This window comes from Pararhodobacter marinus, assembly GCF_003122215.1.
GTDB lineage: Bacteria > Pseudomonadota > Alphaproteobacteria > Rhodobacterales > Rhodobacteraceae > Pararhodobacter > Pararhodobacter marinus.
In genome coordinates, this window is sequence record NZ_QEYD01000010.1 from 16586 (window position 1) to 39124 (window position 22539).

At 64.8% G+C, this 22539-nt stretch carries 23 protein-coding genes; 12 read left to right on the forward strand and 11 right to left on the reverse strand.

Annotation, left to right across the window (positions count from 1 at the left end; genetic code table 11):
• Positions 1 to 31 precede the first annotated feature (31 nt).
• Positions 32 to 472, reverse strand: coding sequence for a MarR family winged helix-turn-helix transcriptional regulator (locus C4N9_RS15710; RefSeq protein WP_168192256.1), 441 nt, complete (start codon positions 470 to 472; stop codon positions 32 to 34).
• A gap of 97 nt (positions 473 to 569) precedes the next feature.
• On the opposite strand from C4N9_RS15710, the gene C4N9_RS15715 reads away from it, so the two are divergent.
• Positions 570 to 1748, forward strand: a complete 1179-nt coding sequence (locus tag C4N9_RS15715) for an MFS transporter (RefSeq protein WP_109534307.1) — start codon at positions 570 to 572, stop codon at positions 1746 to 1748.
• Between the two features lie 21 nt (positions 1749 to 1769).
• On the opposite strand, the gene C4N9_RS15720 is transcribed toward C4N9_RS15715, so the two are convergent.
• On the reverse strand, positions 1770 to 2222 hold the full coding sequence (locus tag C4N9_RS15720; RefSeq protein ID WP_109534308.1) for an Lrp/AsnC family transcriptional regulator: 453 nt from the start codon (positions 2220 to 2222) through the stop codon (positions 1770 to 1772).
• Between the two features lie 102 nt (positions 2223 to 2324).
• Between C4N9_RS15720 and C4N9_RS15725 the strand changes: the two genes are divergently transcribed.
• Positions 2325 to 3017 carry an AzlC family ABC transporter permease gene (locus C4N9_RS15725; protein ID WP_109534309.1) on the forward strand — a complete coding sequence of 231 codons (693 nt, stop codon included), beginning with the start codon at positions 2325 to 2327 and terminating at the stop codon, positions 3015 to 3017.
• Positions 3014 to 3310: an AzlD domain-containing protein gene (locus tag C4N9_RS15730; RefSeq protein ID WP_109534310.1), complete on the forward strand. Its 297-nt coding sequence runs from the start codon at positions 3014 to 3016 to the stop codon at positions 3308 to 3310. The genes C4N9_RS15725 and C4N9_RS15730 overlap by 4 nt, the downstream gene beginning before the upstream one ends.
• 127 nt (positions 3311 to 3437) lie before the next feature.
• Here C4N9_RS15730 and C4N9_RS15735 read toward each other — a convergent pair whose 3' ends face one another.
• Complete coding sequence (locus tag C4N9_RS15735; RefSeq protein WP_109534311.1) at positions 3438 to 4226, reverse strand: coniferyl-alcohol dehydrogenase; 789 nt, start codon at positions 4224 to 4226, stop codon at positions 3438 to 3440.
• 95 nt (positions 4227 to 4321) lie between these two features.
• Between C4N9_RS15735 and C4N9_RS15740 the strand changes: the two genes are divergently transcribed.
• From C4N9_RS15740 to C4N9_RS15760, 5 genes are all read left to right on the forward strand, one after another.
• Positions 4322 to 5215, forward strand: coding sequence for a LysR family transcriptional regulator (locus tag C4N9_RS15740; RefSeq protein ID WP_109534312.1), 894 nt, complete (start codon positions 4322 to 4324; stop codon positions 5213 to 5215).
• 127 nt (positions 5216 to 5342) lie between these two features.
• Entirely contained in the window at positions 5343 to 6350 is a 1008-nt protein-coding gene (gene dctP, locus C4N9_RS15745) for a TRAP transporter substrate-binding protein DctP (RefSeq protein ID WP_168192257.1), read from the forward strand.
• A gap of 55 nt (positions 6351 to 6405) precedes the next feature.
• Positions 6406 to 6876, forward strand: coding sequence for a TRAP transporter small permease (locus C4N9_RS15750; protein WP_109534314.1), 471 nt, complete (start codon positions 6406 to 6408; stop codon positions 6874 to 6876).
• Positions 6877 to 6886: 10 nt separating this feature from the next.
• A complete protein-coding gene (locus tag C4N9_RS15755) occupies positions 6887 to 8182 on the forward strand; it encodes a TRAP transporter large permease (protein WP_109534315.1) in 1296 nt (431 codons plus the stop codon).
• A 13-nt stretch (positions 8183 to 8195) separates the two neighbouring features.
• Positions 8196 to 9671, forward strand: a complete 1476-nt coding sequence (locus C4N9_RS15760) for an aldehyde dehydrogenase family protein (protein ID WP_109534316.1) — start codon at positions 8196 to 8198, stop codon at positions 9669 to 9671.
• 134 nt (positions 9672 to 9805) lie between these two features.
• On the opposite strand, the gene C4N9_RS15765 is transcribed toward C4N9_RS15760, so the two are convergent.
• Complete coding sequence (locus tag C4N9_RS15765; RefSeq protein WP_210404056.1) at positions 9806 to 11167, reverse strand: NCS1 family transporter; 1362 nt, start codon at positions 11165 to 11167, stop codon at positions 9806 to 9808.
• Positions 11168 to 11193: 26 nt separating this feature from the next.
• Entirely contained in the window at positions 11194 to 11889 is a 696-nt protein-coding gene (locus C4N9_RS15770; protein ID WP_109534317.1) for an aspartate/glutamate racemase family protein, read from the reverse strand.
• A gap of 136 nt (positions 11890 to 12025) precedes the next feature.
• Here C4N9_RS15770 and C4N9_RS15775 point away from each other — a divergent pair, with 136 nt between their 5' ends.
• The 3 genes from C4N9_RS15775 to C4N9_RS15785 all read left to right on the forward strand — a co-directional run bounded on the left by C4N9_RS15775 (position 12026) and on the right by C4N9_RS15785 (position 14553).
• Positions 12026 to 12721: a GntR family transcriptional regulator gene (locus C4N9_RS15775; RefSeq protein ID WP_109534318.1), complete on the forward strand. Its 696-nt coding sequence runs from the start codon at positions 12026 to 12028 to the stop codon at positions 12719 to 12721.
• Between the two features lie 179 nt (positions 12722 to 12900).
• Positions 12901 to 13803 carry a LysR family transcriptional regulator gene (locus C4N9_RS15780; RefSeq protein ID WP_109534319.1) on the forward strand — a complete coding sequence of 301 codons (903 nt, stop codon included), beginning with the start codon at positions 12901 to 12903 and terminating at the stop codon, positions 13801 to 13803.
• A 264-nt stretch (positions 13804 to 14067) separates the two neighbouring features.
• A complete protein-coding gene (locus C4N9_RS15785) occupies positions 14068 to 14553 on the forward strand; it encodes an ureidoglycolate lyase (protein WP_109534320.1) in 486 nt (161 codons plus the stop codon).
• 37 nt (positions 14554 to 14590) lie between these two features.
• Here the strand turns inward: C4N9_RS15785 and bhcD are convergent, their stop codons facing one another.
• The 5 genes from bhcD to bhcA form a co-directional block, all read right to left on the reverse strand.
• Positions 14591 to 15556: an iminosuccinate reductase BhcD gene (gene bhcD, locus C4N9_RS15790; RefSeq protein ID WP_109534321.1), complete on the reverse strand. Its 966-nt coding sequence runs from the start codon at positions 15554 to 15556 to the stop codon at positions 14591 to 14593.
• 55 nt (positions 15557 to 15611) lie between these two features.
• The gene (locus C4N9_RS15795) at positions 15612 to 17051 is read right to left on the reverse strand and encodes an NCS1 family nucleobase:cation symporter-1 (RefSeq protein ID WP_109534322.1); all 1440 of its coding nucleotides are present in this window, start codon (positions 17049 to 17051) and stop codon (positions 15612 to 15614) included.
• 158 nt (positions 17052 to 17209) lie between these two features.
• Positions 17210 to 18373 (reverse strand): 3-hydroxy-D-aspartate aldolase BhcC, encoded by a 1164-nt coding sequence (gene bhcC / locus C4N9_RS15800; RefSeq protein ID WP_109534323.1) that lies wholly within the window; start codon positions 18371 to 18373, stop codon positions 17210 to 17212.
• A gap of 27 nt (positions 18374 to 18400) precedes the next feature.
• Positions 18401 to 19369, reverse strand: a complete 969-nt coding sequence (bhcB, locus tag C4N9_RS15805; protein WP_109534324.1) for a beta-hydroxyaspartate dehydratase BhcB — start codon at positions 19367 to 19369, stop codon at positions 18401 to 18403.
• A complete protein-coding gene (gene bhcA / locus C4N9_RS15810; protein ID WP_109534325.1) occupies positions 19366 to 20559 on the reverse strand; it encodes an L-aspartate--glyoxylate aminotransferase BhcA in 1194 nt (397 codons plus the stop codon). Before bhcA ends, bhcB begins: the two co-directional genes overlap by 4 nt.
• A gap of 170 nt (positions 20560 to 20729) precedes the next feature.
• Here bhcA and bhcR point away from each other — a divergent pair, with 170 nt between their 5' ends.
• Complete coding sequence (gene bhcR, locus C4N9_RS15815; RefSeq protein ID WP_109534326.1) at positions 20730 to 21575, forward strand: HTH-type transcriptional regulator BhcR; 846 nt, start codon at positions 20730 to 20732, stop codon at positions 21573 to 21575.
• 12 nt (positions 21576 to 21587) lie between these two features.
• Here the strand turns inward: bhcR and C4N9_RS15820 are convergent, their stop codons facing one another.
• A complete protein-coding gene (locus tag C4N9_RS15820; protein WP_109534327.1) occupies positions 21588 to 22424 on the reverse strand; it encodes a bifunctional allantoicase/(S)-ureidoglycine aminohydrolase in 837 nt (278 codons plus the stop codon).
• Positions 22425 to 22539 lie beyond the last annotated feature (115 nt).

The window sequence follows — 22539 nt, forward strand, 5'->3', positions numbered from 1 at the left end:
GATACGATCCCGGGTCCGAAGGACCGTGCCGCTAATCCGCCGCCAGGATCTTCTGCAACAGGGCAACGAGCGTCGCGCGCTCGCTCTCGGACAACATCGCCAACGCCCGGTCCTGACTGTCATCCGCCACCTGCCTGAGGCGCGAGAACCGGCTCTGCCCCTCGGCGGTGAGAGAGACGATTTTCCGGCGCGCATCGCCCGCATCCGCTGTGCGCGCGACATGACCCGCCTGTTCCAGCGTCAGGACAACAGTCGCGACATCCTTGCGGTCGAGTCCCGTGCGGCGGCACAGCTCGGCCTGGCTGACCGCACCGTATTCGGCCAGCGTCACCATGACCGAGAACTCGAACTGGCCCGAGCCGTGTTCGGCCAGCGCCGCGCGGCTTATCGACGACCCCCTGACCCCAGCAATCGCCAGAAGCCGCGTGGGCAGTGCCTTCAGATAGGGCGTCGTCTGCTCGAATCCGGGCATTGACATCTCCAGACATAGTTGGTCTAACCAACATAATTATAGTTGGTGAAACCAACGATAAGCAATCCCTTTGGCCGCTATCCTGCAGGAGCCCCCCATGGCCGTCAAATTCACGCCGACCACCGTCGCGCTGCTCATGGCCGCGTCGCTGACGATCCTGTCGAACGCGACGATCAGCCCCGCCCTGCCGCAGATCGCCGCCGCGTTCCGCGACAACCCGGACGCCGAGTTGCTGACGCGCCTGCTGGTGACGGCGCCTGCGCTTTTCGTGGCCGTGCTGGCGCCGGTGGCCGGTATCGTCGTCGACCGGGTGGGTCGCAAGCCCGTCCTGCTTCTGGGGACGCTGATCTATGGCATCGCCGGGGCGGGCGGTCTGTATCTTGCCAGCCTCGAGGCGATCTTCGTCAGCCGATTGTTCCTTGGCGCAGGGGTTGCGCTGATCATGACGGCGCAATCCGCGCTGATCGGCGACCTGTTCGAAGGGCCGGACCGCGCGACCTTCATGGGCTACCAGATCGCAGCCACCAATTTCGGCGGCTTCGCGGCGATTTCGCTGGCCGGGTTCCTGGCCACGTTCTCGTTCCGGTTCCCGTTCGCGATCTACGCCCTGGCGCTGTTGATGCTGCCATATTTCTGGCGGGTCTTCGCCGCCGCTCCGCAGGCCCGGGGACAGGCTCCGACCTCGTCCACGGCCGAGCCGCAGCCGTGGATCCTACCCCTGAGCGGCCTGAGCCTGCTGGCGTTTCTGTCCATGGCGGTGTTCTACATCATGCCCACGCAATTCCCGTTCTACCTGCAGGACGTGCTTGGATCGGACCCGGCGGTCGCGGGCCTGATGCTGGGCCTGCTGACGCTGGCGGGCGGGGTCGGAGCGCTGGTCTCGGGCAAGGCGCGCGAGCGTGCGGGACCGCTCTGGTCGATGGTCGCGGGCCAGACGATCATCGCCCTGGGCTTCGCCTCGGTCGCCTATGGCGAGGCGCTGATCTTTCAAGCCCTCGGCGCGGCGCTGATCGGGGCCGGCTTCGCCGCTGTCCTGCCGTCCATCATCGCGTGGATGTTCGCCTTCATCCCGCCCGCGCGGCGGGGCGCAGCCTCGGGGATCATGACGATGGCCATTTTCCTCGGGCAATTCGCCTCGCCGCTTCTGTCCCAGCCGATCATCGCGCAGGCGAGCTTGCCGGTGCTGTTCTGGACGGCGGCGGCGATCTTCGTTGCCAAGGCCGTGATCCTCGCCGGTCTTACGCGCCTGCCTGCGCTGCGCCAAAGCCCGCTCTGACGGCGGCCGACGCGCGCCCCGTCAGAGCGGGATTTCCGGCGATGCCTTTTCGGTCGATACCACGATGGATGTCCGGAACTTGCGCACGTTCCTGTCGGCAAAGAAGAACCGGTGCGTGAAGGCCTCGTAATCGGCGATATCGCGCGCCATGACGATGAGGATGAAATCCGCCTCTCCGGCGATGCAGTAGAAATGCGTGACCTGCCGGTCCTGACGCGCCTTGCGCTTGAACGCGTCGATCTGGTCCAGCCTGTCACGTTCGAGCTCGACCGCGACGATCGCGGTGATGCCGAGCCCCACCTGCGCGGGATCGAGCAGCGCCACCTCGCGGCGGATCGTGCCGTTGTCCCTGAGCGCCCGCAGCCGTCGTTGAACCGAGGCCGTCGACAGACCGGTCTCCTGGGCCAGCGCCTGAGTCGAGATGCGGGCATTCCTTTGCAGATGATCGAGAAGCTTCCTGTCCGTCGGATCCATGAGGCCCTTGCGCTGTTTTCATCCCCTGAGTGATCGTATCAGATCACTTTGAGCCAAAATTCTGCGTCGAATCCATCAACCTGACCGCCTAAGGTCAAGCCCATGAAACAGGGTATCAAAGACGGGGCGATCGCGATCCTGCCCCTCGCGCTGGGCGCGGCGGTTTACGGCTTCGCGTTCGGGCTGCTGGCCGCGCAGGTCGGCTTCGCGTGGTGGAGCGTCGGACTGATGAGTGCGCTGGTCCATGCCGGCTCGTCGCAGATCGTCGCCGTCGAGCAATTCGCCTCGACCGGCGCGGTGCTGGGGGCGGTTCTGGCCGGCGCCGCGCTGAACCTTCGCTATATCGGCATCGTGGCCTCGCTGTCCGAGATGCTCGACAGCCTTCCCTTGCGGCTCAGACTTCTGGCAATCCATGTCACCGGCGACGAGAACTGGGCGCTGACCATGGCGCGGCGCGCGCGCTTTCCCGAAACCGGCGCGCCTTTCCTGGTGGGATCGGGGCTGGTGATGATCTCGGTCTGGACGGTTTCGACCGGGCTGGGTGCGGCGATGGGCGCGGTGCTGCCGGATCTGGAACGCTTCGGGCTGGGCTTCGCCTTTACCGCAGCCTTCATCGCCATGGCGCGCGGCCTGTGGCGCGGCCGGGCGCAGGCGCTTCCCTGGGCCGTCGCGGCAGGGGCCACGATGGTCGTCGTCACGCTGGGCGCGCCCAAGGCCTATGGAATCGTCGCGGGCGCCGTGTGCGGACTGGTCGTCACGGGCCTGATACGCCGGGCGCAGGGAGCGGTCCGATGACCGGCGCGCATTGGGCGGTGATCGGCTTGCTGGCGCTCGCGGCGTTCGTGATCCGCGTCGCCGGGCTGATCGCCGGAGGCCGCATCCGCGCGTCGCGCCATGCCTGGATCCTGGAGGCGCTGCCGGGTCTGATCGTGGTCAGTCTGGTGGCGTCGTCGCTCGCCGGAGAGCCCACCGCGACATGGATCGCCGCCGCGCTCGCGCTGGGCGTCGCGGTGCTTACCAACCATGTGATCGCGACCATGGTTCTGGGCGTCGCAGCCTTCGCCACTCTGCAGGGTCTTGGCCTGTAGAGCTTGCCGATCCATGCCCGGGAAGCATCACAACCCGGCCCGCGCGCAAAGGCGTGCTTCGGCCCCGGCGCGGTTTTGCGACGTTGGCACCGATCGGCGACAGGCGGACCGGCGCATGGATCACGGCTTAGCGGATGTCGTGAAGATCCAGCGCATCGGCCAGGTTGAAAGCTCCCATCCCGCCGTCGATGGCAATGTCCGCCCCCTTGAGCCAGTTCGACTCGGGCGACAGAACGAACGCGGCGATTTGGGCGATCTCTTCGGGTTTCCCGGCGCGGCCGGCCCGCTGGACATTCCGGTCGACCGCCTCGCCGAAGGCCCGCTGAAAGTCACCGAAGATCCCGGTCGATACGCCGCCCGGACTGAGGGTGTTCATGCGCAGATCCCGACCGAGCAGCGCTTCGGTTTCGGCGATGGTCCAGAGGATGATCGCCTCTTTCGTCAGGTTGTAGCATCGCGTCGCGTCGATGTTCTCCCGCGCGATGAAGGCCCGAAGGTCGTCTCCTGCGTTCAGCGCCGCCAGCCGTTTGACCTGGGCTGTGTTTTCACGCCATTGCTGACCGGCACGGCTGGCCATGTTCACCACCGAACCGCCCGGCCGCAGCCTGTCCAGCAAAGCACGGGTAAAGGCGCGCGTCCCCAGGAAATTCACCTGAAGGATCGTCTCTTCCAACCCCGCACGCGGCGGCAGACCGGCATTGTTGCAAAGCCCGTCCAAGGGTTCGTCCAGCTGCGCGGCGGCCGCGGCGATCGAGCCCGGATCGTTCAGGTCCAGAGCGATGAAATGGTCGAGATTGGCCTGCGTCCGGTGGATATCGAAGCCGATCACGCGATGCCCCTGTTCCTTCAGGATCCGCGCAAGTTCGGCACCGATCCCGCTGGCCACGCCGGTCACGGCATATACACGCTGCGTCATGTCAGTCTCCCCCGCATTTCGGGGTGATAGATCCCCCAAGCGGGCAATCACGAACAGTCTTGAAAAAGCGCGATGTATAAGCAAAGCGTATCGCCATGAAGGTGCAACACATTCAGGTTCTGGTCGCCATTGCCGAACATGGCAGCCTGCGCGCAGCGGCCAAGGCGCTGGGAAAGTCCCAACCGGGCCTGACCCAGGCCCTGCGTCAGGCCGAAGACGATCTCGGATTGCCGATCTTCGTGCGGACATCGCGCGGGGTGGTTCTGACCGATATCGGCGAGCGTGTCCTGTTGCGCGCCCGCACGATCACCTCCGAGATCAATCGCCTGGACGAAGAGGTCAACCAGCTGCGAGGCGAGCTGACAGGCGCGGTGCATGTCTGCGTGTCGCCTTTTGCGGCGGCGCGGATCATGCCGCGCGCGATTGCGGCCTTTCGCAAGACGCATCCGAAGATTGATGTTCACCTGTCGAGCGGCCTGTTCCCCGGTGCGCTGAAACCGCTTCGCGAAGGGGCTACCGATCTTGTCATCGGCCCGGCCCCGCCGCCCGACATGATCCGCGAGATCGCGGTCGAATACCTCATGGAGGGACCGATCCACATCATCACGGCCTCGGAGTCACCCCTTCTGGCCGCGCGATCGCTGCGGGATCTGGAACAGGCGCAATGGATCATGATCGGGGGCCCCGGGGGGCCGGGCGACATCTTTCGCAAACCCTTCGAAGACCATGGCTTCAACCCGCCGCACGCGACCACCACGTCGGAATCGTATTACGGCGCTTTGTCGCTGATCGAGAGCCTTGGCGCGGTCTGCACCTTTCCGGCCCTGTTGCTGGGCGATGTGCAGAAAACCTGGCGCATTGCGCGGATCCCCATCCGCGAGACCATCGAACCCCTGCGCATTTCGATGATGACCCGAGCCGGGCATCCGCTGACCCCGGCCGCCGATGCGCTGGCGATGTGCATCCGCCGCCGCGTGACCTCACTGTAAGCGATACTCCCTGCCTATCGCGATTTGAAATTTGGCGCTGCTCATTATCGCGGCACGGCAGTAGGAACGCCTTGGTAGCGTTGCTGCTGGCCCGTGGGAGGAGCTTATGACACCAAGGAAACCGTTCGTGGCAACGTTGTTTGCCGCCGTTCTTGCCTCACCGGCAATCGCGGAAACCGATCTGACCTTCAACCTTTTCATTCCGCAGAACCATTTCGCCTGGCCTGTGTTCGAGTCCTGGGCCGCGGACATCGCGGCAGCGACGGATGGCGAGGTGCGGATCACCTTCCCGCCGCAATCCGTCGCCCCACCGCCGGGCATCGTCGATGCGGTGCGCAATGGCGTTGCAGATGGCGGGTTCATCTTCAACGGGTTTCTCGCCCATTCCGCGCCGGGCACCATGCTGACGCAGATGCCGTTCATCGACCTCGGCGATTCCGAGGCGATGTCGGTGGCGTTCTGGGAAAGCTACGAGGAAGTCTTCGGCGAGGTCGAGCAGATCCGCGGCGTGGAAATGGTTTCGGGTTTCCATCTGGGTCCGACCTATCTGTGCTCGACCACCGACACGCCGATCACCACGCTCGAGGATCTGCGCAGCCGTCGCATCTGGGCCCTGCCGGGCACGATCGCCGATACGTTCGCCGCGATGGACCTTGCGATCACCGCGTCGCCCGCCGTCAACCTGCAAGAACTGGTCTCGCGCAATACGGTCGACGCCCATTTCGGACAGACCATGGAGACGACGATTGCCTTCGGCATCGGTCCCTATACCAAGTCTTGCGTCGACATGTCGCCGCACATGCTGTCGGCCAGCTTCTCGATTTTCTTCAACCAGCGGGTCTGGGATCGGCTGCCGGACGACCACCGGGCCGTCATCACCGAGTATTCCGGCTCGGCGCTGGCCCGCAGGTTGGGCGCGGCGACCGATATCGCCGATGACGAAGCCCGCGCACAGCTTGAGGCGATGGGCGTGACCTTCGCGCCGATCGATCCCGATCTGCTGCAGGCAATGCGCGACGCTTCGGGCACGGTGGCGCAGCTTTGGATCGACCAGATCGATGATGCCTACGGGCTCGACGGCCGCGCCATCCTCGAGGCAACCCGCGCCCGCGTCGCGGAAGCCTCGCAGCCCTGACCCTTGACCGGGGCGGCGCGATCGCGGGCCGCCCCGCCCCCACCGGGAGGACCGCATGACCCTTATTCAGAAAGGCACCGTCGTTCTGGGCGGGTTTTGCCTGATCGCCATGGCGCTGATCACCTGCGCCGAAGTGGTCATGCGCTATGCCTTCAGCCACCCGATCTTCGGCGCGGCGGAAATGGTGCAGATCTTGCTGGGGTTTCTCGTCTTCGCCGGCATGTTCGCCGTCGCGCGCGAGCGCTCGCATGTCACGGTCTCGCTGTTCGAGCCCTTTTTCCGCGCACATGCGCCCCGTCTGTACCACCTCACCTTCAACATCATGAGCGTGCTGGGTGTCGGCTCGATCGCAGTGATCCTGGGTTGGCGGGTCCGGGATCTGATGTCCTATCCCGAAACAACGGTCGTCCTACGCTTGCCGATGCTGTGGATCGTCGGGGGCATGACCGCCCTGGCAGTCCTGGCCATCCTGGGTGCCTTTGCCGCGATGCGTCGGCACGGCGCCTCGCAATCCCCCGACGCGTAAGAGCCGCTCCATGACCCTCACCCTGATCGGTTTCGCCATCCTGCTGCTTCTCGCTTTTCTGGGCGTGCCGCTGGCCTTTGCCACGCTCGCCGTGGGCTTCTTCGGCCTGATGTACCTGCGCGGGCTCGATGCCGCGCTGGCGGCCTCGTCAAGCTGGATTGTCGATACCTCGATCAACTACAATTTCTCGATCATCCCGCTTTTTGTGTTCATGGGCGCGCTGATCCACCGCTCTGGCATCAGTGGCGACCTCTATGCCGCCTCCTATGCGTGGCTTGGCCGCTTCCGGGGCGGGCTGGCGCTGGCCGGGGTCATGTCCTGCGCCGGCTTCGCGGCGGTCTGCGGTTCGTCACTGGCCACGGCGGCGACGATGACCCGCGTCGCGGTGCCGTCGATGCGCCGGTTCAGGTATCACGACGGCTTCTCGGCCGGGACCATCGCCGCCGGCGGCACGCTGGGCATCATGATCCCCCCCTCGGTCCCGCTGGCGATCTACGGCATCGTCGCGGGCGAAGACATCGGTCAGCTCTTCATAGCGGGTATCCTGCCGGGAATGCTGCTGGTCGTGCTGTTCCTGCTGGCCGTGCTGATCGTCACGGCGATCCGTCCCGATATCGGCCCCAAAGGGCGGGCAATGGGCCTGATGGAAACGCTGCGCGCCTCCTATTCGACATGGCCCGTCATCATCCTGTTCGCCATCGTGCTGATCGGCATCTATGTCGGGCTGTTCACCCCGACCGAGGCCGCGGGCGTCGGCTGCGCAGGGGCCTTCATCATGGGCGTTCTGCGCGGTCACTTCCGCGACCGTGCCAGCCTTTACGGCGTGATCGAAGAGACCGTGACCACCTCGGCCATGATCTTCGCCATCGTCTTCTCGGCGCTGGTCCTCGCGCAATTCGTCAACCTGACCGGTATGCCCTACGAACTGCGCGCGCTGGTGCTCGAGATGGGATTGGGCCCCACGGGTCTGGTGCTGACGATCTGCGCGATCTGTGTCGTGCTGGGCATGGTTTTCGAATCCATCGGCATCCTGCTGCTGATCATCCCGGTCTTCCTGCCGTCGCTGGATCTGCTGGGCGTGAACCTGATCTGGTTCGGCATTCTGGTGATCATCGTGATCGAGCTGGGCCTGATCACGCCGCCGATCGGGATGAATGTCTTCACCGTCAAATCCGTCGCCCCCGAGATCCCGCTGAAAGCGATTTTCCTTGGCGTCCTGCCCTATATCGCCGCGATGGTTCTGGGTGGGGTCCTGATCCTGTTCATCCCGCAGATCGCGACGCTGCTGCCGGACGCGATGCGCTAAGAAAGACCTGACCATGACCGAGATTATTGAAACTCATCTGTACATAGACGGGGCCGCCTGCCGCGCCTCTGATGGCGGCACATACGAAATCCACAACCCGGCGCGCCCGTCCGAGCTGGTCGGTCACGCCGCCGCCGGCACCGCGGACGATGTGGACCGCGCCGTCCGGGCCGCGCATTCTGCCTTTCCGGCCTGGGCCGCGCTGAGCTATGCAGAGCGCGCGGATATCCTGCGCAAGGTCGCCGCTGCCCTGACCGAAGACACCGCCGCCGTCGAGGCCCGCGCACGGATCTTCACCCGCGAGCACGGCAAGATCCTGCGCGAGACGCATCTGGAGATCAGCCGTCTGGGCGAGCGTTTCGTGCAATCGGCCGATTACGCCGAACGCCTGGCGCAGGACGAGATCATCCGCGCGACCCGCAACGATACCATCGTCACGCGCCAGCCGCGCGGCGTTGCGGCGCTGGTCGTGCCGTGGAACTGGCCGCTGGCAATCCTGGGCGCCAAGCTGCCGCAGGCGCTGATGGCGGGCAATACGGTGGTGGTCAAACCGTCGGCCAATTCCGCGCTGGCCCCCACGCTGAGCCTGCACCGCATCGCCGAATTGCTGCCGCTGGGCGTGGTCAATATCGTCACCGGCTCGGCCAGCCGGATCGGGGACGCGCTGATCGGTCATCCCCTGGTGCGCTTCGTGAATTTCACCGGGTCAGTCGATGTCGGCCGCCACGTGATGAAGGTCGCGGCCGAGAACATCACCCCGGTCACGCTGGAACTGGGCGGCAATGACGCGGGACTGGTTCTGAGCGACGCCGATCTGTCGCCCCAGACCTTCGAGAACCTCTACCGCGCCGCGTTCATGTCGACCGGCCAGATCTGCTACGCGCTCAAGCGGCTCTACGTGCACCGCTCGCGCTTCGACGAGCTGGTGGACGGTCTGCGCGCCGTGGTCGATGCGCAGGTCGTCGGCGACGGCTTGCTGCCCGAGACGACCATGGGCCCGATGAACAACGCGAGGCAGCTCAGGACCGTCACCGGCATGATCGACGAGGCCCGCGCGCGCGGCGCCAATGTTCTGGAACTGGGACAGGTTCCCGACACCGAGCTGTATGCACAGGGCCATTTCCAGCGCCCGGCTCTGGTTATCGGCGCAGATCCGGCGCTGTCGGTGGTGCGCGAGGAGCAATTCGGCCCGGTGCTGCCGATCCTGAGTTTCGACAGCGAAGACGAGGCCGTCGCCATGGCCAATGATGACCAGTTCGGGCTGGCCTCGTCGGTGTGGTCAACCGATACCGGGCGGGCCATCGCCCTCGCCCGCCGGATCGAGGCCGGCTACAGCTTCATCAACGCGCATGGCCCCTCGGCCAACGACGGCCTGGCGCCTTTCGGTGGCTTCAAGAAATCCGGCATCGGTCGGAATTTCGGCTACGAAGGCGTGACGCAGTTCCAGGGCTTCCACGCGATTGCAGGAGCGTCCGGCCTGCTGGCCTGACGCGGCACCTTCCGGGCACGGACCCGTTCCCCAAAACTTGGGCCGGCCCCGTCCCTCGGCACCGACAGACGCGAAAACGCCGCCCCTTGGATCGGGGCGGCGTCACCGCAAGACGGTTGTGAGCGGGGACAGGCTTACGCCATGAACCGTTTCGCGGAGGGCAGGCTGCGCATCAGCACGTAATAGCTGATGCCGGCGGGCAGCAGGCTGGCATACCAGCTGACGCCCGAGAAGGTCAGCGCGGCGACCACGCCGATCGCCATGGCGATCACCGCGGCCCAGTTCACGCCGCGATAGGGGCCGTCCGCGTCATAGAGTTTGGACAGGTCCAGTTCCTGTTTGCGCAGCACGAAATAGTCGACCACCAGGATGGCGAAGATCGGACCCAGGAAGGCCGAATAGATCTGTATGAACAGGTTCAGGCCGGCGGCGGATTCGTCCTTGACCAGTTCCCAGGGGAAGGTGGCGAAAGCCAGCAGGCCGACCAGCACCGCGGCCGTCTTGTACTTGACCTTGAACACGTCCATCAGCGCGTAGGCCGGCGGCACGACATTGTTGAGGATGTTGGTCGTGACCTGCGCGAAGGCGATGAACAGCAGCGTGATGACCAGAAGCAGCTTGTTGTCCACCGCGCTGGAAAACACGCGGATCGGATCGACCTGGCCCGTCGCGCCCGAGACCATCAGGCCGATCAGGCCCATGAACAACGTCGCCGGCAGGATCGAGTTCGCGTAGATGGTGATCTGGCGCATCGGCCCGACATTGCGGCGCAGTTCGCGCGAGTAATCGGAGACGTTCAGCATCATCGTGGAATAGATGCCCAAGAACAGCATGGTCGCGCCCCAGAACGGTGCCCCCCAGGTGCCTTCGACATTCACCAGGTTGGTCGAAATCTCGTCACCGTATTTGCCGATCACGCTGAAGAACATGTAGATCAGCGAGCCGATGATGAAGATCGAGCCGATGTTCTCGAGCCACTTGATGCCGTGGAAGCCCAGCACCGACAGGCCGATCTGCAGGAACTGGAAGCCCACGAAGAAGACCACGATGTTGGAATAGCCGAACAGCGTCTCGGACACGAGGTTCAGCGCGCCCGCGCCGATCCAGCTCTGGAAGCCGAACCAGACGATGGCGGGCACCGAGCGGACCAGCGCCGGAAGCCGCGTGCCGGAAAAGCCGAAGGCCGAGCGTGCCTGCACCATGAAGGGGATGCCGTATTTGTGGCCGGCCTGGCCGTTGATCATCAGCGCGGTGCCGATCACCAGGCAGCCGATGGCGATGGCGACGACGACCTGCAGCAGGTTCAGCGTGCCGACCAGGCCCGACCCGATGGTGAAGGTGCCGATCGACACGCAGCCCCCCAGCCAGGCGAACAGATAGGACCAGGGGTCCATGATGCGGGTTTCCTGCGGGGCAAGGCTTTCCTCTCCAAGGCCTTTCCCGACGTGATCGGCGGTCTCCCCTCCGCCCATCTCCGCTTCGGCGTTCATTGTCATTGTCCTCTCCTCCCTGGACATGAAGTCTATTTTTCGTTCGGCGTGGCGTATCCCGAAATCTTGCTGGTCTTCAGACCGGCGCCGACCAGCGCCTCGACCATCTTCACGGCCACGGTGACGCCATCGATCACTGGCACCCCGGTTTCCTCGCTCAGCCAGTCGGTCAGGTCGGCCATGCCGGCGCAGCCCAGGACCACGGCTTCGCACTTGTCTTCGGCGATCGCGCGCAGGATCTCGTCGCGCACCTTCTCTCGCGCGTCCGAGCCCTCTTCCTCCAGCGCCAGCACCGGGATCGCCGCCGAGCGGACGCGACGGCACAGATGCGACAGGCCATAGCCGTGGATCAGGCGCTCGATCACCGGGATCGAGCGCGGCAACGTGGTGACGACCGAGAACGAGGTCGACAGCAGGCTCGCCGCCTTCACCGAAGCCTCGCAGAGGCCGATCACCGGGCCGCTGGCCACTTCGCGGCAGGCGCCGATGCCGGGATCGTCGAAACAGGCCACCACGATGCCGTCGATGCCGGCCTTCTCGGCGGCCGCGACCTCGGCCAAGAGCCCGGGCACGGACATCGCCTCGTCGAAATGCCCTTCGATGCTGGCCGGGCCGGTGCCGGTCGCGCCCAGGATCTCGGTGTCCGGATGCGCAACCCGGCGCGCGGCCACGACGGCCTTGTCGGTCATTGCCTTGGTGGAATTCGGGTTCACGACCAGAATTTTCATACCGCCTCCTCTTGTCATCATAAATTGTTAACAATCTGTGATGACACGTCAAGCGTTCTGCCGCCGGCAGGTGTTGCAATGCACCGACGCGCCGCCTAAGTTACTCATAACAAGCGATTACTTTTTGCAGAGCGTGATGCCGGGACTGCCCGAAGACCAAATCGTCGGTTCGGTTCTGGACGCGATCGCCGAACAGCGACTGCCGGCCGGAACAAAGCTTGGCGAACAGGCGCTTAGCGATTTGTTTGGCTGCAACCGCGCCAATGTCCGGCGGGCTCTGGCCACGCTGGCCGCCCAGCATGTCGTCGAGCTGCGACCGAATCGCGGCGCCTACGTCATGACGCCCTCGCCGAGAGAAGCGCGCAACGTGTTCCAGGCACGCCGCGCCATCGAGCGCACGATCGCCCGCGAAGCCGCCGGTCGCAGCACGCCCGAGGACATCGCCTTCCTGCGCCGCAACATCACCGAAGAAGCGCAGGCGAAAGCCACCGGCGACAAACCGGGCGAGCTGCGCGCCTCGCGCGACTTCCACTTGCGGCTTGCGCGGATCGCCGGGAACGATGTGCTTGAACGGTTCCTGTCCGAACTGACCATGCGCAGCACCCTGATCCTCGGGCTTTATTCGCCGCAGGGGTCATCCTGTTGCGCCGAGGACGAACATGCCCGCATCGTCGACGCGCTGGAACGGGCGGACAGCGAGGCGCTGGTGTCGCTGACCACCAGCCATCTTGAGCACCTGGAAGCGGGCCTGAATTTCGATGACAAACCCCGTGCAAAGCTGACGCTCGAGGATCAGCTGGCCCCGTGGCGCGACCCCTCTCAGGCGGTCTGAGAAGACCGCGCCCGAGGGCGCGCGGCGTGAAGGCAAGGCTTGATTTTCGCGCGCATCGCGATAAAGCCGGTTCAGTATCAAAAATGGCAAGGCAATCCGGCGCGGTCGCGACGGCGCCCTACCGTGCCGCGTGACGGACATTTTCTTCCCGCCCGCACGCCCCAGAACCGGGTGGCCCGATGAGCTATTTCGACAATATTCGTACCTTCATCCGGGTCTACGAACTGGGCAGCATGTCCGCCGCGGGGCGGGATCTGCGCATCTCGTCGGCGGTGACATCGTCGCGGATTTCGCAGCTGGAAGAACACCTTGGCGTTCGCCTGTTCCAGCGCACCACGCGCAGTCTGTCCCCGACCGAGCATGGCCACAGCTTTTACGCCGGCGCGTCCGAGATCCTGATCGCGGTCGAAAAGGCCGAAGCGCATATCGTCAACGTCACAGAGAACCTGAAGGGACCACTCTACGTGGCCGCGCCGCTGGGGGTCGGGCGGCGGCTGATCGCGCCGCGGGTGCCGGACTTCCTGAAGCAGTACCCCGATGTCAGCGTCCGCTTGCGGCTTTCGGATCGCAAGGTCGACCTGACCGCCGAGGGGCTGGACCTGGCGTTTTTCCTGGGCCAGCTGGAGGACAGCAACCTGCGGATGCGCAAGATCGCGGATGTGGAACGGGTGCTTTGCGCATCACCGGATTACGTCGCACGGCGAGGGATGCCAGAGGACGGCGACGCGCTGATTTCGGGTCAGCATGAATGCCTGAACCTGCGCTTTCCGGGTGCCCAGGAGCCCCGGTGGCGGCTGTCGACGCCAAATGGGCCCCGGCGCTTTGCCGTCAGCGGACATTACGAAAGCGATGACGGCGATGTGCTGACCGACTGGGCGCTCACCGGACAGGGGATCGTGCTGAAGCCACGGTTCGAGGTTGCCGATCATCTCGCCTCGGGGGCGTTGGTCACCGTGGCCGAGGCGACGCCACCCGAGCCGATCCAGATGGCCTGTCTGTTCACGCATCGGCGACGGCAGGATCCGAAAACCCGGATCTTCATGGACTTCATGATCGAACGGATCAGAGCCGCGTTCGATTAGGGCGCTGACCCGTCGCCGCAAGGCAAACGGGCGGATACCGAAGGTTCTTTCGCCTATTTTTTGAAAATACGCCGGGATCTTATCGTTTACCCTGCGCCAAGATCGGAGGGTCAAGATTTTGCAGCGCTATCCCAGAGACATGGCCGGCCACGGCCCCGACACGCCTGACGCCCGGTGGTCCAACGCCGCGCCCACACAAATCGCCAAGGCCTGCGCCCAGGCGGAGCGCATCGCTGAACGTCGCCTGGCCGGGAAGATGCGCGCATGACCACGATCCGGATCCAGCCGTTGACCGCCGAAGCCTTCGCGCCCTTCGGAGAGGTAATCGATGCCGCCGGCCCGGCGGACAAACTGATAAACCAGGGCCTTTGCAAACGCTTCCATGATCGGGCGACGCTCGATTTCATCGAAGGGGGCACGGCGGGCATCAGCCTGTTCCAGGCAGAGCTGCGCAAGCTGCCCCACCTTCTCGACATGATGGAACGGCATCCTTTGGGCAGCCAGGCCTTCCTGCCGATGTCGATGGATGGCTTCCTTGTGGTGGTCGCGCCTGACGAGGGAGGGCGCCCCGGCACACCGATTGCTTTCAGGACCGCCCCGGGACAGGGCGTGAACTACCACCGCAATACCTGGCACGGGGTACTGACGCCGCTCTCCGGGTCCGGTCTGTTCGCGGTGATCGACCGGATCGGAGAGGGCGACAACCTGCAGGAGCACTGGTTCGACATGCCCTACAGGATCGAAGACTGAGCGCCGGCTTCTGCACGGACATCAGGATCAACGACGGTCAGAAATCGACCTCTATCGCGATTCCCTTTTCCACGGCCAGATCGACGACCGCCGCCGCGACCGCGAGATCCTGAAGACCGACACCGGTGCCGTCGAACAGGGTGATCTCGTTCAGCGAGGTGCGACCCGGATGGGTTCCGTTGATGACGGCGCCCAGTTGCTGCACGTCGGTCTCGGCGATCAGGCCCTGGGCCACGGCATGCTGCGCCTCGCCGATGCTGACGGATTGCGCGACCTCGTCGGTGAAGACCGTGGCGCGCGCCAGCAAGGCCGCCTCGACCTCCTGCTTGCCCTTGGTGTCGGTGCCCATGCAGGCGATGTGGGTCCCGGGGCTGACGTGATCCGCCATCAGCGACGGCGCGAAGGCCGAGGTGATCGAGATGATGACATCGGCCTCCTGCATGCCCTCCAGAGCGACCGGCTCGAAAGGTACGCCCGCCTCGGTGGCGACCTTCTCGATATTGGGCAGCATCGCGGGGTGGAAATTCCAGCCGATGACTTTGTCAAACTTGCGCTGCTCCAGCGCGGCGCGCAGCTGGAACGTCGCCTGATGCCCCGCACCGATCATGCCGATGACCCTGGCATCCGCGCGGGCGAGGTGCTTGATGGACACCGACGAGGCCGCGGCGGTGCGCAGCGCGGTCAGAAGGTTGCCGCCGACCATGGCCGCGGGCTTGCCGGTATCGGGGTCGAACAGGAAGACGGTGGACTGGTGATTGATGAGCCCGCGCTTTTCCAGGTTGTTGGGCCAATACCCGCCGGCCTTCAGGCCAAGCGTCAGCCCGGCGCGGTCGAAACCGCCCTTGAAGCCGTAAAGCGCATCCTCGTGGCCGATGGCCTCGCGCACCACGGGGAAGTTGTAGGCCTCTTGCGCCGCCATGGCGGCAAAGACCTTTTCGACGGCATCAAAGGCCGCGGCCCGGGTCATCAGGTCCGCGATGTCGCGTTCGGGCACGATCAGCATGAAGTCTCTCCGTGAAAGGGCGGGCCGCCGCAGGGCGTGGCGGCCCGGGGTCTGATCAGGACGCAGGCACGCGTCCCTTGGTAAGGAAGTTGTAGATCAGCCCGCCCAGCACCGCGCCGATCACCCAGGCATAGCCGTTGAGGAAGCTCAGCGCCGGCACCCAGACGGTCGCCACCGAGAACAGCGCAGCGATGGCGAAGGACTTGACCGCCGGAACATTCCAGCCATTGCCGAAATGGTACGCGCCGCCCTCGAGGTCATAGAGCGCCTTGCGGTCCAGCGTTTCCTTGCGGTGCCAGTAATAGTCCACGATCATGATGCCGAAGATCGGGGCCAGCGTGGCGCCAAGCGTGTTGACGAAGCCGCCGATGCCGAATTCGCTGATGAAGCTGGTCCAGAAACCACCGATCACCAGCGCGAAGACCGAGGTGATGAGACCGCCGGCGCGGAAGCTGATGCGATCCGGCGCAAGGTTGGCGATGCCGTTCACCGCGGGAATGAAGTTGGCCACCAGATTGATGCCCACCGTTGCCGCGAAGAAGGTCACGGCAGCGATCACGCTCAGCAGGATGCTGTCGGTACGCTCGACGATCTCGGTCGGGTTGATGATGGCCTCGCCGTAGACGACGGCCGCGCCGCCGGTGGTCAGAAGCGCCAGCGCCGAGAACAGGATCATGTTGAACGGCAACCCGATCAGGTTGCCCTTTACCATGGCGCGTTTGCTGCGTGCATAGCGCGAAAAATCGCTGAAATTGATCATCACCGCGGCAAAATAGGCGACCATGGTGCCGACGATGGCGACGAAGCCGTTGAACTCGGTCAGGAAGGTGCCGTCGGGGTTGGCAAAGATCGTCTGCGTGGCGGCAAGCAGCTGGCCGTCGGATTTCTGCCAGAGCACGATCACCAGCCCCAGCATCACCAGATAGACGAACGGCCCCGCGATGTTGAGGAAGGTTTCCACCCAGGACATGCCGCGCCAGAAGATCACGATATGGAAAGCCCAGACCAGCACGAAGGACAGCCAGTCGATGCCGGTCAGGCCCAGCACCTCGGTCCCGCCCGTGATCCCGGTCAGCGAGCGGATCAGCAACGCCACCGCAGTCGAGGCGAAATAGACCTGCACGCCGTACCAGAACACCGCGACGGTGGCGCGCAGTATGGCGGGCAGCTTGGCCCCCTGCGTGCCCAGGCTGGCGCGCGCCAGGACCGGGTAGGGGATTCCGTATTTCTCGCCCGGGGCGCCGGACAGGTTGACCATCCACATCGTGAACAGGCCGGCGGCGATCAGCCCGGCAAAGGCGGTCCAGCCGCTCACCCCGTAGGAGATGAACAGCGAGGCCACCAGCGAATAGCCAAACAGCGATTGCACGTCATTCGCCCAGATGTTGAAGATGGCGAACCATCCCCAGGTCTTTTCTTCCGGTGCGACCGGATCAAGCGCGGTATGGGCTCCCGTGTCGGTTTGGCTTGCAGCCTGACCTACGACATCCGTCATGTCTCTCTCCCTTTTGTCGTGTGTTCATGGCCTCTTTCCGGGCCTTCCCTGGTTGTCGCGCAGCCGCCGCCCTTCGCTCTGCATGGGCAAAAGGGCAGGCGCCTGCGCGGGTGGTGTCTTGCCGCGCCCCTCCCCGGGCGGGCAAGAGGACGCCGCGATCAGTAGGCGCGGCCGCGGGCGGAAACCGGCCAGACGCATTCGACCTTGCCGCCCCGCACGCCGACATACCAGTCGTGCACATTGGCGGTCGGGTCACAGTGACCGGGCACGAGACGGAGCTTGTCGTTGACCTTCAGCACGCCGTGAGGGTCCATGACGACGCCGTGTTCGTCGGAACACTTCACATATTCCACGTCATCGCGACCGAAGATCACCGGCAGGCCGCTGTCCACCGACTGAGCCTTGAGCCCCGCATCGACGATGGCCTTGTCGGCCTTGGCGTGGCTCATCACCGATGTCAGGATGAAAAAGGCGTTCTCCCATTCGCCCCGATCGATGCGGTTGCCGTCCTTGTCGAGGATGCGGCCATAATCCGCGTCCATGAACGCGTACGAGCCGCACTGCAATTCGTTGTAAACGCCGGAGTTCGACTCGAAGTAATAAGAGCCGGTGCCGCCGCCCGAGACGAGTTCGCACTCGATGCCCGCGGCCTTCAGCGCGTCGACGGCGTCTTTCACCTGCGCGATGGCGATGTCGAGCTTGGCCTTGCGGTCCTCGTAGCTGTCCATGTGCTGCATCGCGCCCTGATAGGCCTGGATGCCGGTGAAGCGCAGCCCGTCCGCGGCCACGATGGCCCTGGCGATCTCGACGACGGCCTCGGTGGTGGTCACGCCGCAACGGCCCGCCCCGCAATCGATTTCCACCAGGCATTCGATCCGCGTGCCGTGCCTTTGCGTGGCGGCGGACAGCTCGGCCACGTTGTCGATATCGTCAACGCAGACGATGATGCGCGCGCCGAGTTCGGGCAACCGGGCCAGGCGGTCGAGCTTGGCAGGGTCGCGCACCTGGTTCGACACCAGCACGTCCTTGATACCGCCGCGCGCAAAGACTTCCGCTTCGGACACTTTCTGGCAGCAGACCCCGACGGCGCCACCGATATCCTGCTGCAGCTTGGCCACGTCGACCGACTTGTGCATCTTGCCATGCACGCGGTGGCGCATGCCGTGAGCCTTTGCATAGTCACCCATCTTGCGGATGTTGCGCTCCAGCGCGTCGAGGTCCAGCACCAGCGCCGGGGTCTGGATGTCCGCTTCGTCCATGCCGGGCTTGGCGGGAATGTCGTAGCCCACATCATAGGCGTCGAGGTTGGTCATGTCTTTCATCTCTCGGATCCTTTCGGGTTTCTGGGCTCAGCCGACCATCCAGGGCAGGCGGTCCAGATCGACGTTACCGCCGGTCAGCACGATGCCGACGCGCTTGCCCCTGAACGCTTCGGGGTTCTTCAGCACGCAGGCCATGGGCACCGCCGAGGACGGCTCCATCACCACGCGCAGGTGTTTCCAGACCAGTTTCATCGCATCCACGATCTCGGTCTCGGAGGCGGTGTAGATTTCGCTCACATGGGTCGACACGAAGTGCCAGGTGAGGTCCTTGAGCGGCACCAGCAGACCGTCGGCAATGGTCTTTGGGGCATCATCGGCGATGATGTGCCCGGCCTTGAAGCTGCGATAGGCGTCATCGGCCTGATCGGGTTCGGCGGCGATGACCTGGCATTCGGGGGCCAGCGTGGCAAGCGTCAGGCAGGTGCCCGAGATCATGCCGCCGCCGCCGATCGGGGCCACGACCATGTCCAGCCCGTCCGTCTGCTCCATGAACTCGCGCGAGCAGGTGCCCTGCCCGGCGATCACGCGCGGGTCGTTGTAGGGGTGGACGAAGTCGCCCCCGGTCGCCGACTGCACCTGGGCAAAGGTCGCCTCGCGCGAAGAGGTCGAGGGTTCGCATTCGGTGATGACCCCGCCGTAGCGGCGCACCGTGTCCTTCTTGGCTTGCGGCGCTGTCCGCGGCATGACCACGTTGCAGGGAATGCCCCGACGCATGGCCGCGTAGCTGAGGCAGGACGCGTGGTTGCCGCTGGAATGCGTCGCCACACCGAGCGCGGCCTGTTCGTCATCGAGCCCGAAGACCGCGTTGCAGGCGCCGCGCACCTTGAAGGCCCCGGGTTCCTGGAAATTCTCGCATTTGAAGAACAGCTCCGCGCCGCTCAACTCGTTGAGATAGGCCGAGCTGCGGACCTCCGTCCGGCGAATATGCGGCTTGATGCGCTCATGCGCGGCGAGCATGTCCTCGTAGGTCGGGATGTCCATGGCTGCGTCTTTCATTCGGCGGCGACCTTCTGAACCTGCGCGGGGTTGGCGCGGTAATAGTCCTGCGCCGCGCCGGTACCGATGCCCTGCGGGATGTTCAGGCCAAGATCGGCCATGCACATTTCCGCACAGGCAATGCCGGACAGCGCCATGACGTCGGTGAGAGAACCGAGATGCCCGATGCGGAACACCTTGCCCGCGACCTCGCCAAGGCCGGTGCCGAAGGCCACGCCGTAGGTCTGCGCGGCATGTTCGACAATGGCGGTGGCGTTGAAGCCGTCGGGCGTGCGAATGGCGCTGACGCTGTCGGAATACACCGCCGGCGATGCGGCGCAGAGGTCAAGCCCCCATGCGCGGACGGCAGCGCGGACCCCTTCGGCGATGCGGTGATGGCGGGCAAAGACGTTCTCCAGCCCTTCGGTCAGCAGCATGGTGCAGGCTTCGTTCAGCCCGTTCAGCAGCCCCACGGCCGGGGTGTAGGGATAGGCATTGTTGGCGTAGCCCTTTTCCATGTCTTTCACGTCGAAATAGGTCCGCGGCAGCGTCGCAATCTGCGTCGCGGCCATGGCCTTGTCGGAGAAGCCGGTGATGGCAAGCCCGGGCGGAAGCATGAAACCCTTTTGCGAGCCGGTCACCGCCACGTCCACGCCCCATTCGTCGAAGCGGAAATCCATCGAGCCGATGGAACTGACCCCGTCGACAAACAGCATCGCCGGGTGGCCGGCGGCATCGAGCGCGCGGCGCACGGCGGCGATGTCGGATTTCACGCCGGTGGCCGTTTCGTTGTGGGTCGCCAGGACCGCCTTGATCCGGTGGCCGGTATCGGCAGTCAGGATTTCCTCGTACCGGTCGGCGGGCAGCCCGTGGCCCCACGGGGTTTCGACGATCTCGACCTCAAGCCCGTGGCGAAGGCACATGTCGATCCAGCGGCGGCTGAACATGCCGTTCCGCGCGGCGAGCACCTTGTCGCCGGGCGAGAGGCAATTGGTCAACGCGGTTTCCCAGCCCCCCGTCCCGGTCGCAGGAAAGATGAAGACATGGGCGCTTTCGCTTTTCAGAACCTTGCGGACGCCTGCGCGCGCCGGGTGCAAGATCTTGCCGAACAGAGGCGACCGGTGGTCGATCGTCGGCATGTCGCAGGCCTTGCGCAAATGCTCGGGGATATTCGTCGGCCCCGGAATGAAAACGGGATTCTGAAAGCTCATGGCGGTCTCCTTCGGGTCGTTCGCAGAAGGTTAGTGCGGGACCCGACACGGGGATATATTTTCGCGCGCGCCGTCTTTTCCGGGCGGGGCGACGAAAAATCACGTGTTTACAGGTGTTTGAGTTTTTCATATCGTGAACTATATTTTCAGCGGAAGTCCGAAGACATTTCATGGAATCTCAAGACAATCCGGAATCCCGCAAGCGGCGTGCGCGCGGACGGCCTCGGGACTGGGATGACAAGACATCCCAGAACACGATCAAATCCTTGGACCGGGCGATGGAGGTGCTCGAATACATCAGCGCCCGGCAAGGCATGGCGTTAAGCACCATTGCCGACGAAATGGGGCAGTCGGCCTCGACCGTCTATCGCGTCCTCGTCACCCTGGAGGGGCGCGATCTGGTTGAATTCGATGCCGAGGAACAATTGTGGCACATCGGGCCGCGCGCCTTCATCATCGGGTCCCGATTTCTTCGACGCACCAGCCTGGTGGAACGGGCCCGCCCGATCATGCGCAAGCTGATGGAGGCCACGGGCGAGACCGCGAATCTGGGGATGGAGCGTGACGGCAAGGTCCTGTTCGTCAGCCAGGTCGAAACCCACGCCAATATCCGGGCCTTCTTTCCGCCGGGCACCTTGTCGGAGATGCACGCATCCGGCATCGGCAAGGCGCTGCTGGCGCAGCTGGATTCCGAGATCCTGTCGCAGCGGCTGGCGCGCGGATTGCAGGCATTTACGCCGCGCACCCTTGTCACGCAGGACGCGCTGATGGCCGACCTTGCCCTGATCCGGGCGCGCGGCTTCGCCTTTGACGACGAAGAGCGCAACATCGGCATGCGATGCATCGCGGCCCCGGTATTCGGCGTCACCGGCGAGGCGGTGGCGGGCATCTCTGTTTCCGGGCCGACCAGCCGGGTGACCGTGGATGCCGTCGAGGGGTTGAGCCGCCCCGTGATGGAGGCGGCCCGCGCCCTGACGCAGTCGATCGGCGGCGAGCCTCGGCAGGCGCTGAGCTAGGTTGGGCTGAACCTATCGGCCAGCCGTGCCGAGCCGCAGTGGCATGTGGCGATTCACGTCCTTGTAAAGAAGATACCGGAACCTGCCCGGGCCGCTGGCATAGCAAGCCTGCGGGCAGAAGGCGCGCAGCCACATGAAATCGCCCGCTTCGACCTCGACCCAGTCGGTGTTCAGGCGGTAGGCAGCCTTGCCTTCCAGGACATAAAGCCCGTGCTCCATGACATGCGTTTCAAGGAAGGGAATGACGCCGCCGGGCTGGAAAGTGACGATGGTCACATGCATGTCGTGGCGCAGATCTTGCGGGTCGACGAAGCGGGTCGTGGCCCAGGCGCCGTTGGTGTCGGGCATCGGCGTCGGGGCGATGTCCTGCTCGTTGAGGATCAGCACATCGGGTTCGGCAAGCCCGGGCGCGGGCTGCCAGATCTTGCGCACCCAGTGAAAGCGCAGCGTCGCCTCGCCCCGGTTATGCAATGTCCACTCGGCAGAAGGCGGAAGGTAGGCATAGCCGCCGGGCGTCAGCTCATGCGTCTCACCGTTGGCGGTGAGCGTCGCCTTGCCCTCGACGATGAAAAGGACGCCCTGCGCGCCAGCTTCGTGCTCGGGCGCGTCCGAGCCCCCGCCGGGCTGAACTTCCATGATGTACTGGCTGAAGGTTTCGGCAAAGCCGGTCATCGGCCTGGCGATAACCCAAAGACGCGTACCGGACCAACCGGGCAGGAAGCTGGTGACGATGTCCCGCATCGTGCCCTTGGGGATCACCGCGTAGGCGTCGGTAAAGACGGCGCGATCCGTCAAGAGCTGGTCCTGGCCAGGAAGCCCTCCGTGCGGGGCGTAGTAACTTGCGGACATGGGGACTCCGAGAACTGGGGTTCGCACGGAGTATGGCGCGGCGGGATTTTATCGCAAACCTGCAAAGGTTTGACATCTCTTTCAGGGAAAAATTGACAATGGCGCCTTGGCCGTC

Bases quoted from the DNA above. Each gene is read 5' to 3' on its own strand.
- C4N9_RS15710 (WP_168192256.1), bottom strand. From the start codon at position 472: ATGCCCGGATTCGAGCAGACGACGCCCTATCTGAAGGCACTGCCCACG.
- C4N9_RS15715 (WP_109534307.1), top strand. From the start codon at position 570: ATGGCCGTCAAATTCACGCCGACCACCGTCGCGCTGCTCATGGCCGCG.
- C4N9_RS15720 (WP_109534308.1), bottom strand. From the start codon at position 2,222: ATGGATCCGACGGACAGGAAGCTTCTCGATCATCTGCAAAGGAATGCC.
- C4N9_RS15725 (WP_109534309.1), top strand. From the start codon at position 2,325: ATGAAACAGGGTATCAAAGACGGGGCGATCGCGATCCTGCCCCTCGCG.
- C4N9_RS15730 (WP_109534310.1), top strand. From the start codon at position 3,014: ATGACCGGCGCGCATTGGGCGGTGATCGGCTTGCTGGCGCTCGCGGCG.
- C4N9_RS15735 (WP_109534311.1), bottom strand. From the start codon at position 4,226: ATGACGCAGCGTGTATATGCCGTGACCGGCGTGGCCAGCGGGATCGGT.
- C4N9_RS15740 (WP_109534312.1), top strand. From the start codon at position 4,322: ATGAAGGTGCAACACATTCAGGTTCTGGTCGCCATTGCCGAACATGGC.
- C4N9_RS15750 (WP_109534314.1), top strand. From the start codon at position 6,406: ATGACCCTTATTCAGAAAGGCACCGTCGTTCTGGGCGGGTTTTGCCTG.
- C4N9_RS15755 (WP_109534315.1), top strand. From the start codon at position 6,887: ATGACCCTCACCCTGATCGGTTTCGCCATCCTGCTGCTTCTCGCTTTT.
- C4N9_RS15760 (WP_109534316.1), top strand. From the start codon at position 8,196: ATGACCGAGATTATTGAAACTCATCTGTACATAGACGGGGCCGCCTGC.
- C4N9_RS15765 (WP_210404056.1), bottom strand. From the start codon at position 11,167: ATGACAATGAACGCCGAAGCGGAGATGGGCGGAGGGGAGACCGCCGAT.
- C4N9_RS15770 (WP_109534317.1), bottom strand. From the start codon at position 11,889: ATGAAAATTCTGGTCGTGAACCCGAATTCCACCAAGGCAATGACCGAC.
- C4N9_RS15775 (WP_109534318.1), top strand. From the start codon at position 12,026: ATGCCGGGACTGCCCGAAGACCAAATCGTCGGTTCGGTTCTGGACGCG.
- C4N9_RS15780 (WP_109534319.1), top strand. From the start codon at position 12,901: ATGAGCTATTTCGACAATATTCGTACCTTCATCCGGGTCTACGAACTG.
- C4N9_RS15785 (WP_109534320.1), top strand. From the start codon at position 14,068: ATGACCACGATCCGGATCCAGCCGTTGACCGCCGAAGCCTTCGCGCCC.
- bhcD (WP_109534321.1), bottom strand. From the start codon at position 15,556: ATGCTGATCGTGCCCGAACGCGACATCGCGGACCTGATGACCCGGGCC.
- C4N9_RS15795 (WP_109534322.1), bottom strand. From the start codon at position 17,051: ATGACGGATGTCGTAGGTCAGGCTGCAAGCCAAACCGACACGGGAGCC.
- bhcC (WP_109534323.1), bottom strand. From the start codon at position 18,373: ATGAAAGACATGACCAACCTCGACGCCTATGATGTGGGCTACGACATT.
- bhcB (WP_109534324.1), bottom strand. From the start codon at position 19,369: ATGAAAGACGCAGCCATGGACATCCCGACCTACGAGGACATGCTCGCC.
- bhcA (WP_109534325.1), bottom strand. From the start codon at position 20,559: ATGAGCTTTCAGAATCCCGTTTTCATTCCGGGGCCGACGAATATCCCC.
- bhcR (WP_109534326.1), top strand. From the start codon at position 20,730: ATGGAATCTCAAGACAATCCGGAATCCCGCAAGCGGCGTGCGCGCGGA.
- C4N9_RS15820 (WP_109534327.1), bottom strand. From the start codon at position 22,424: ATGTCCGCAAGTTACTACGCCCCGCACGGAGGGCTTCCTGGCCAGGAC.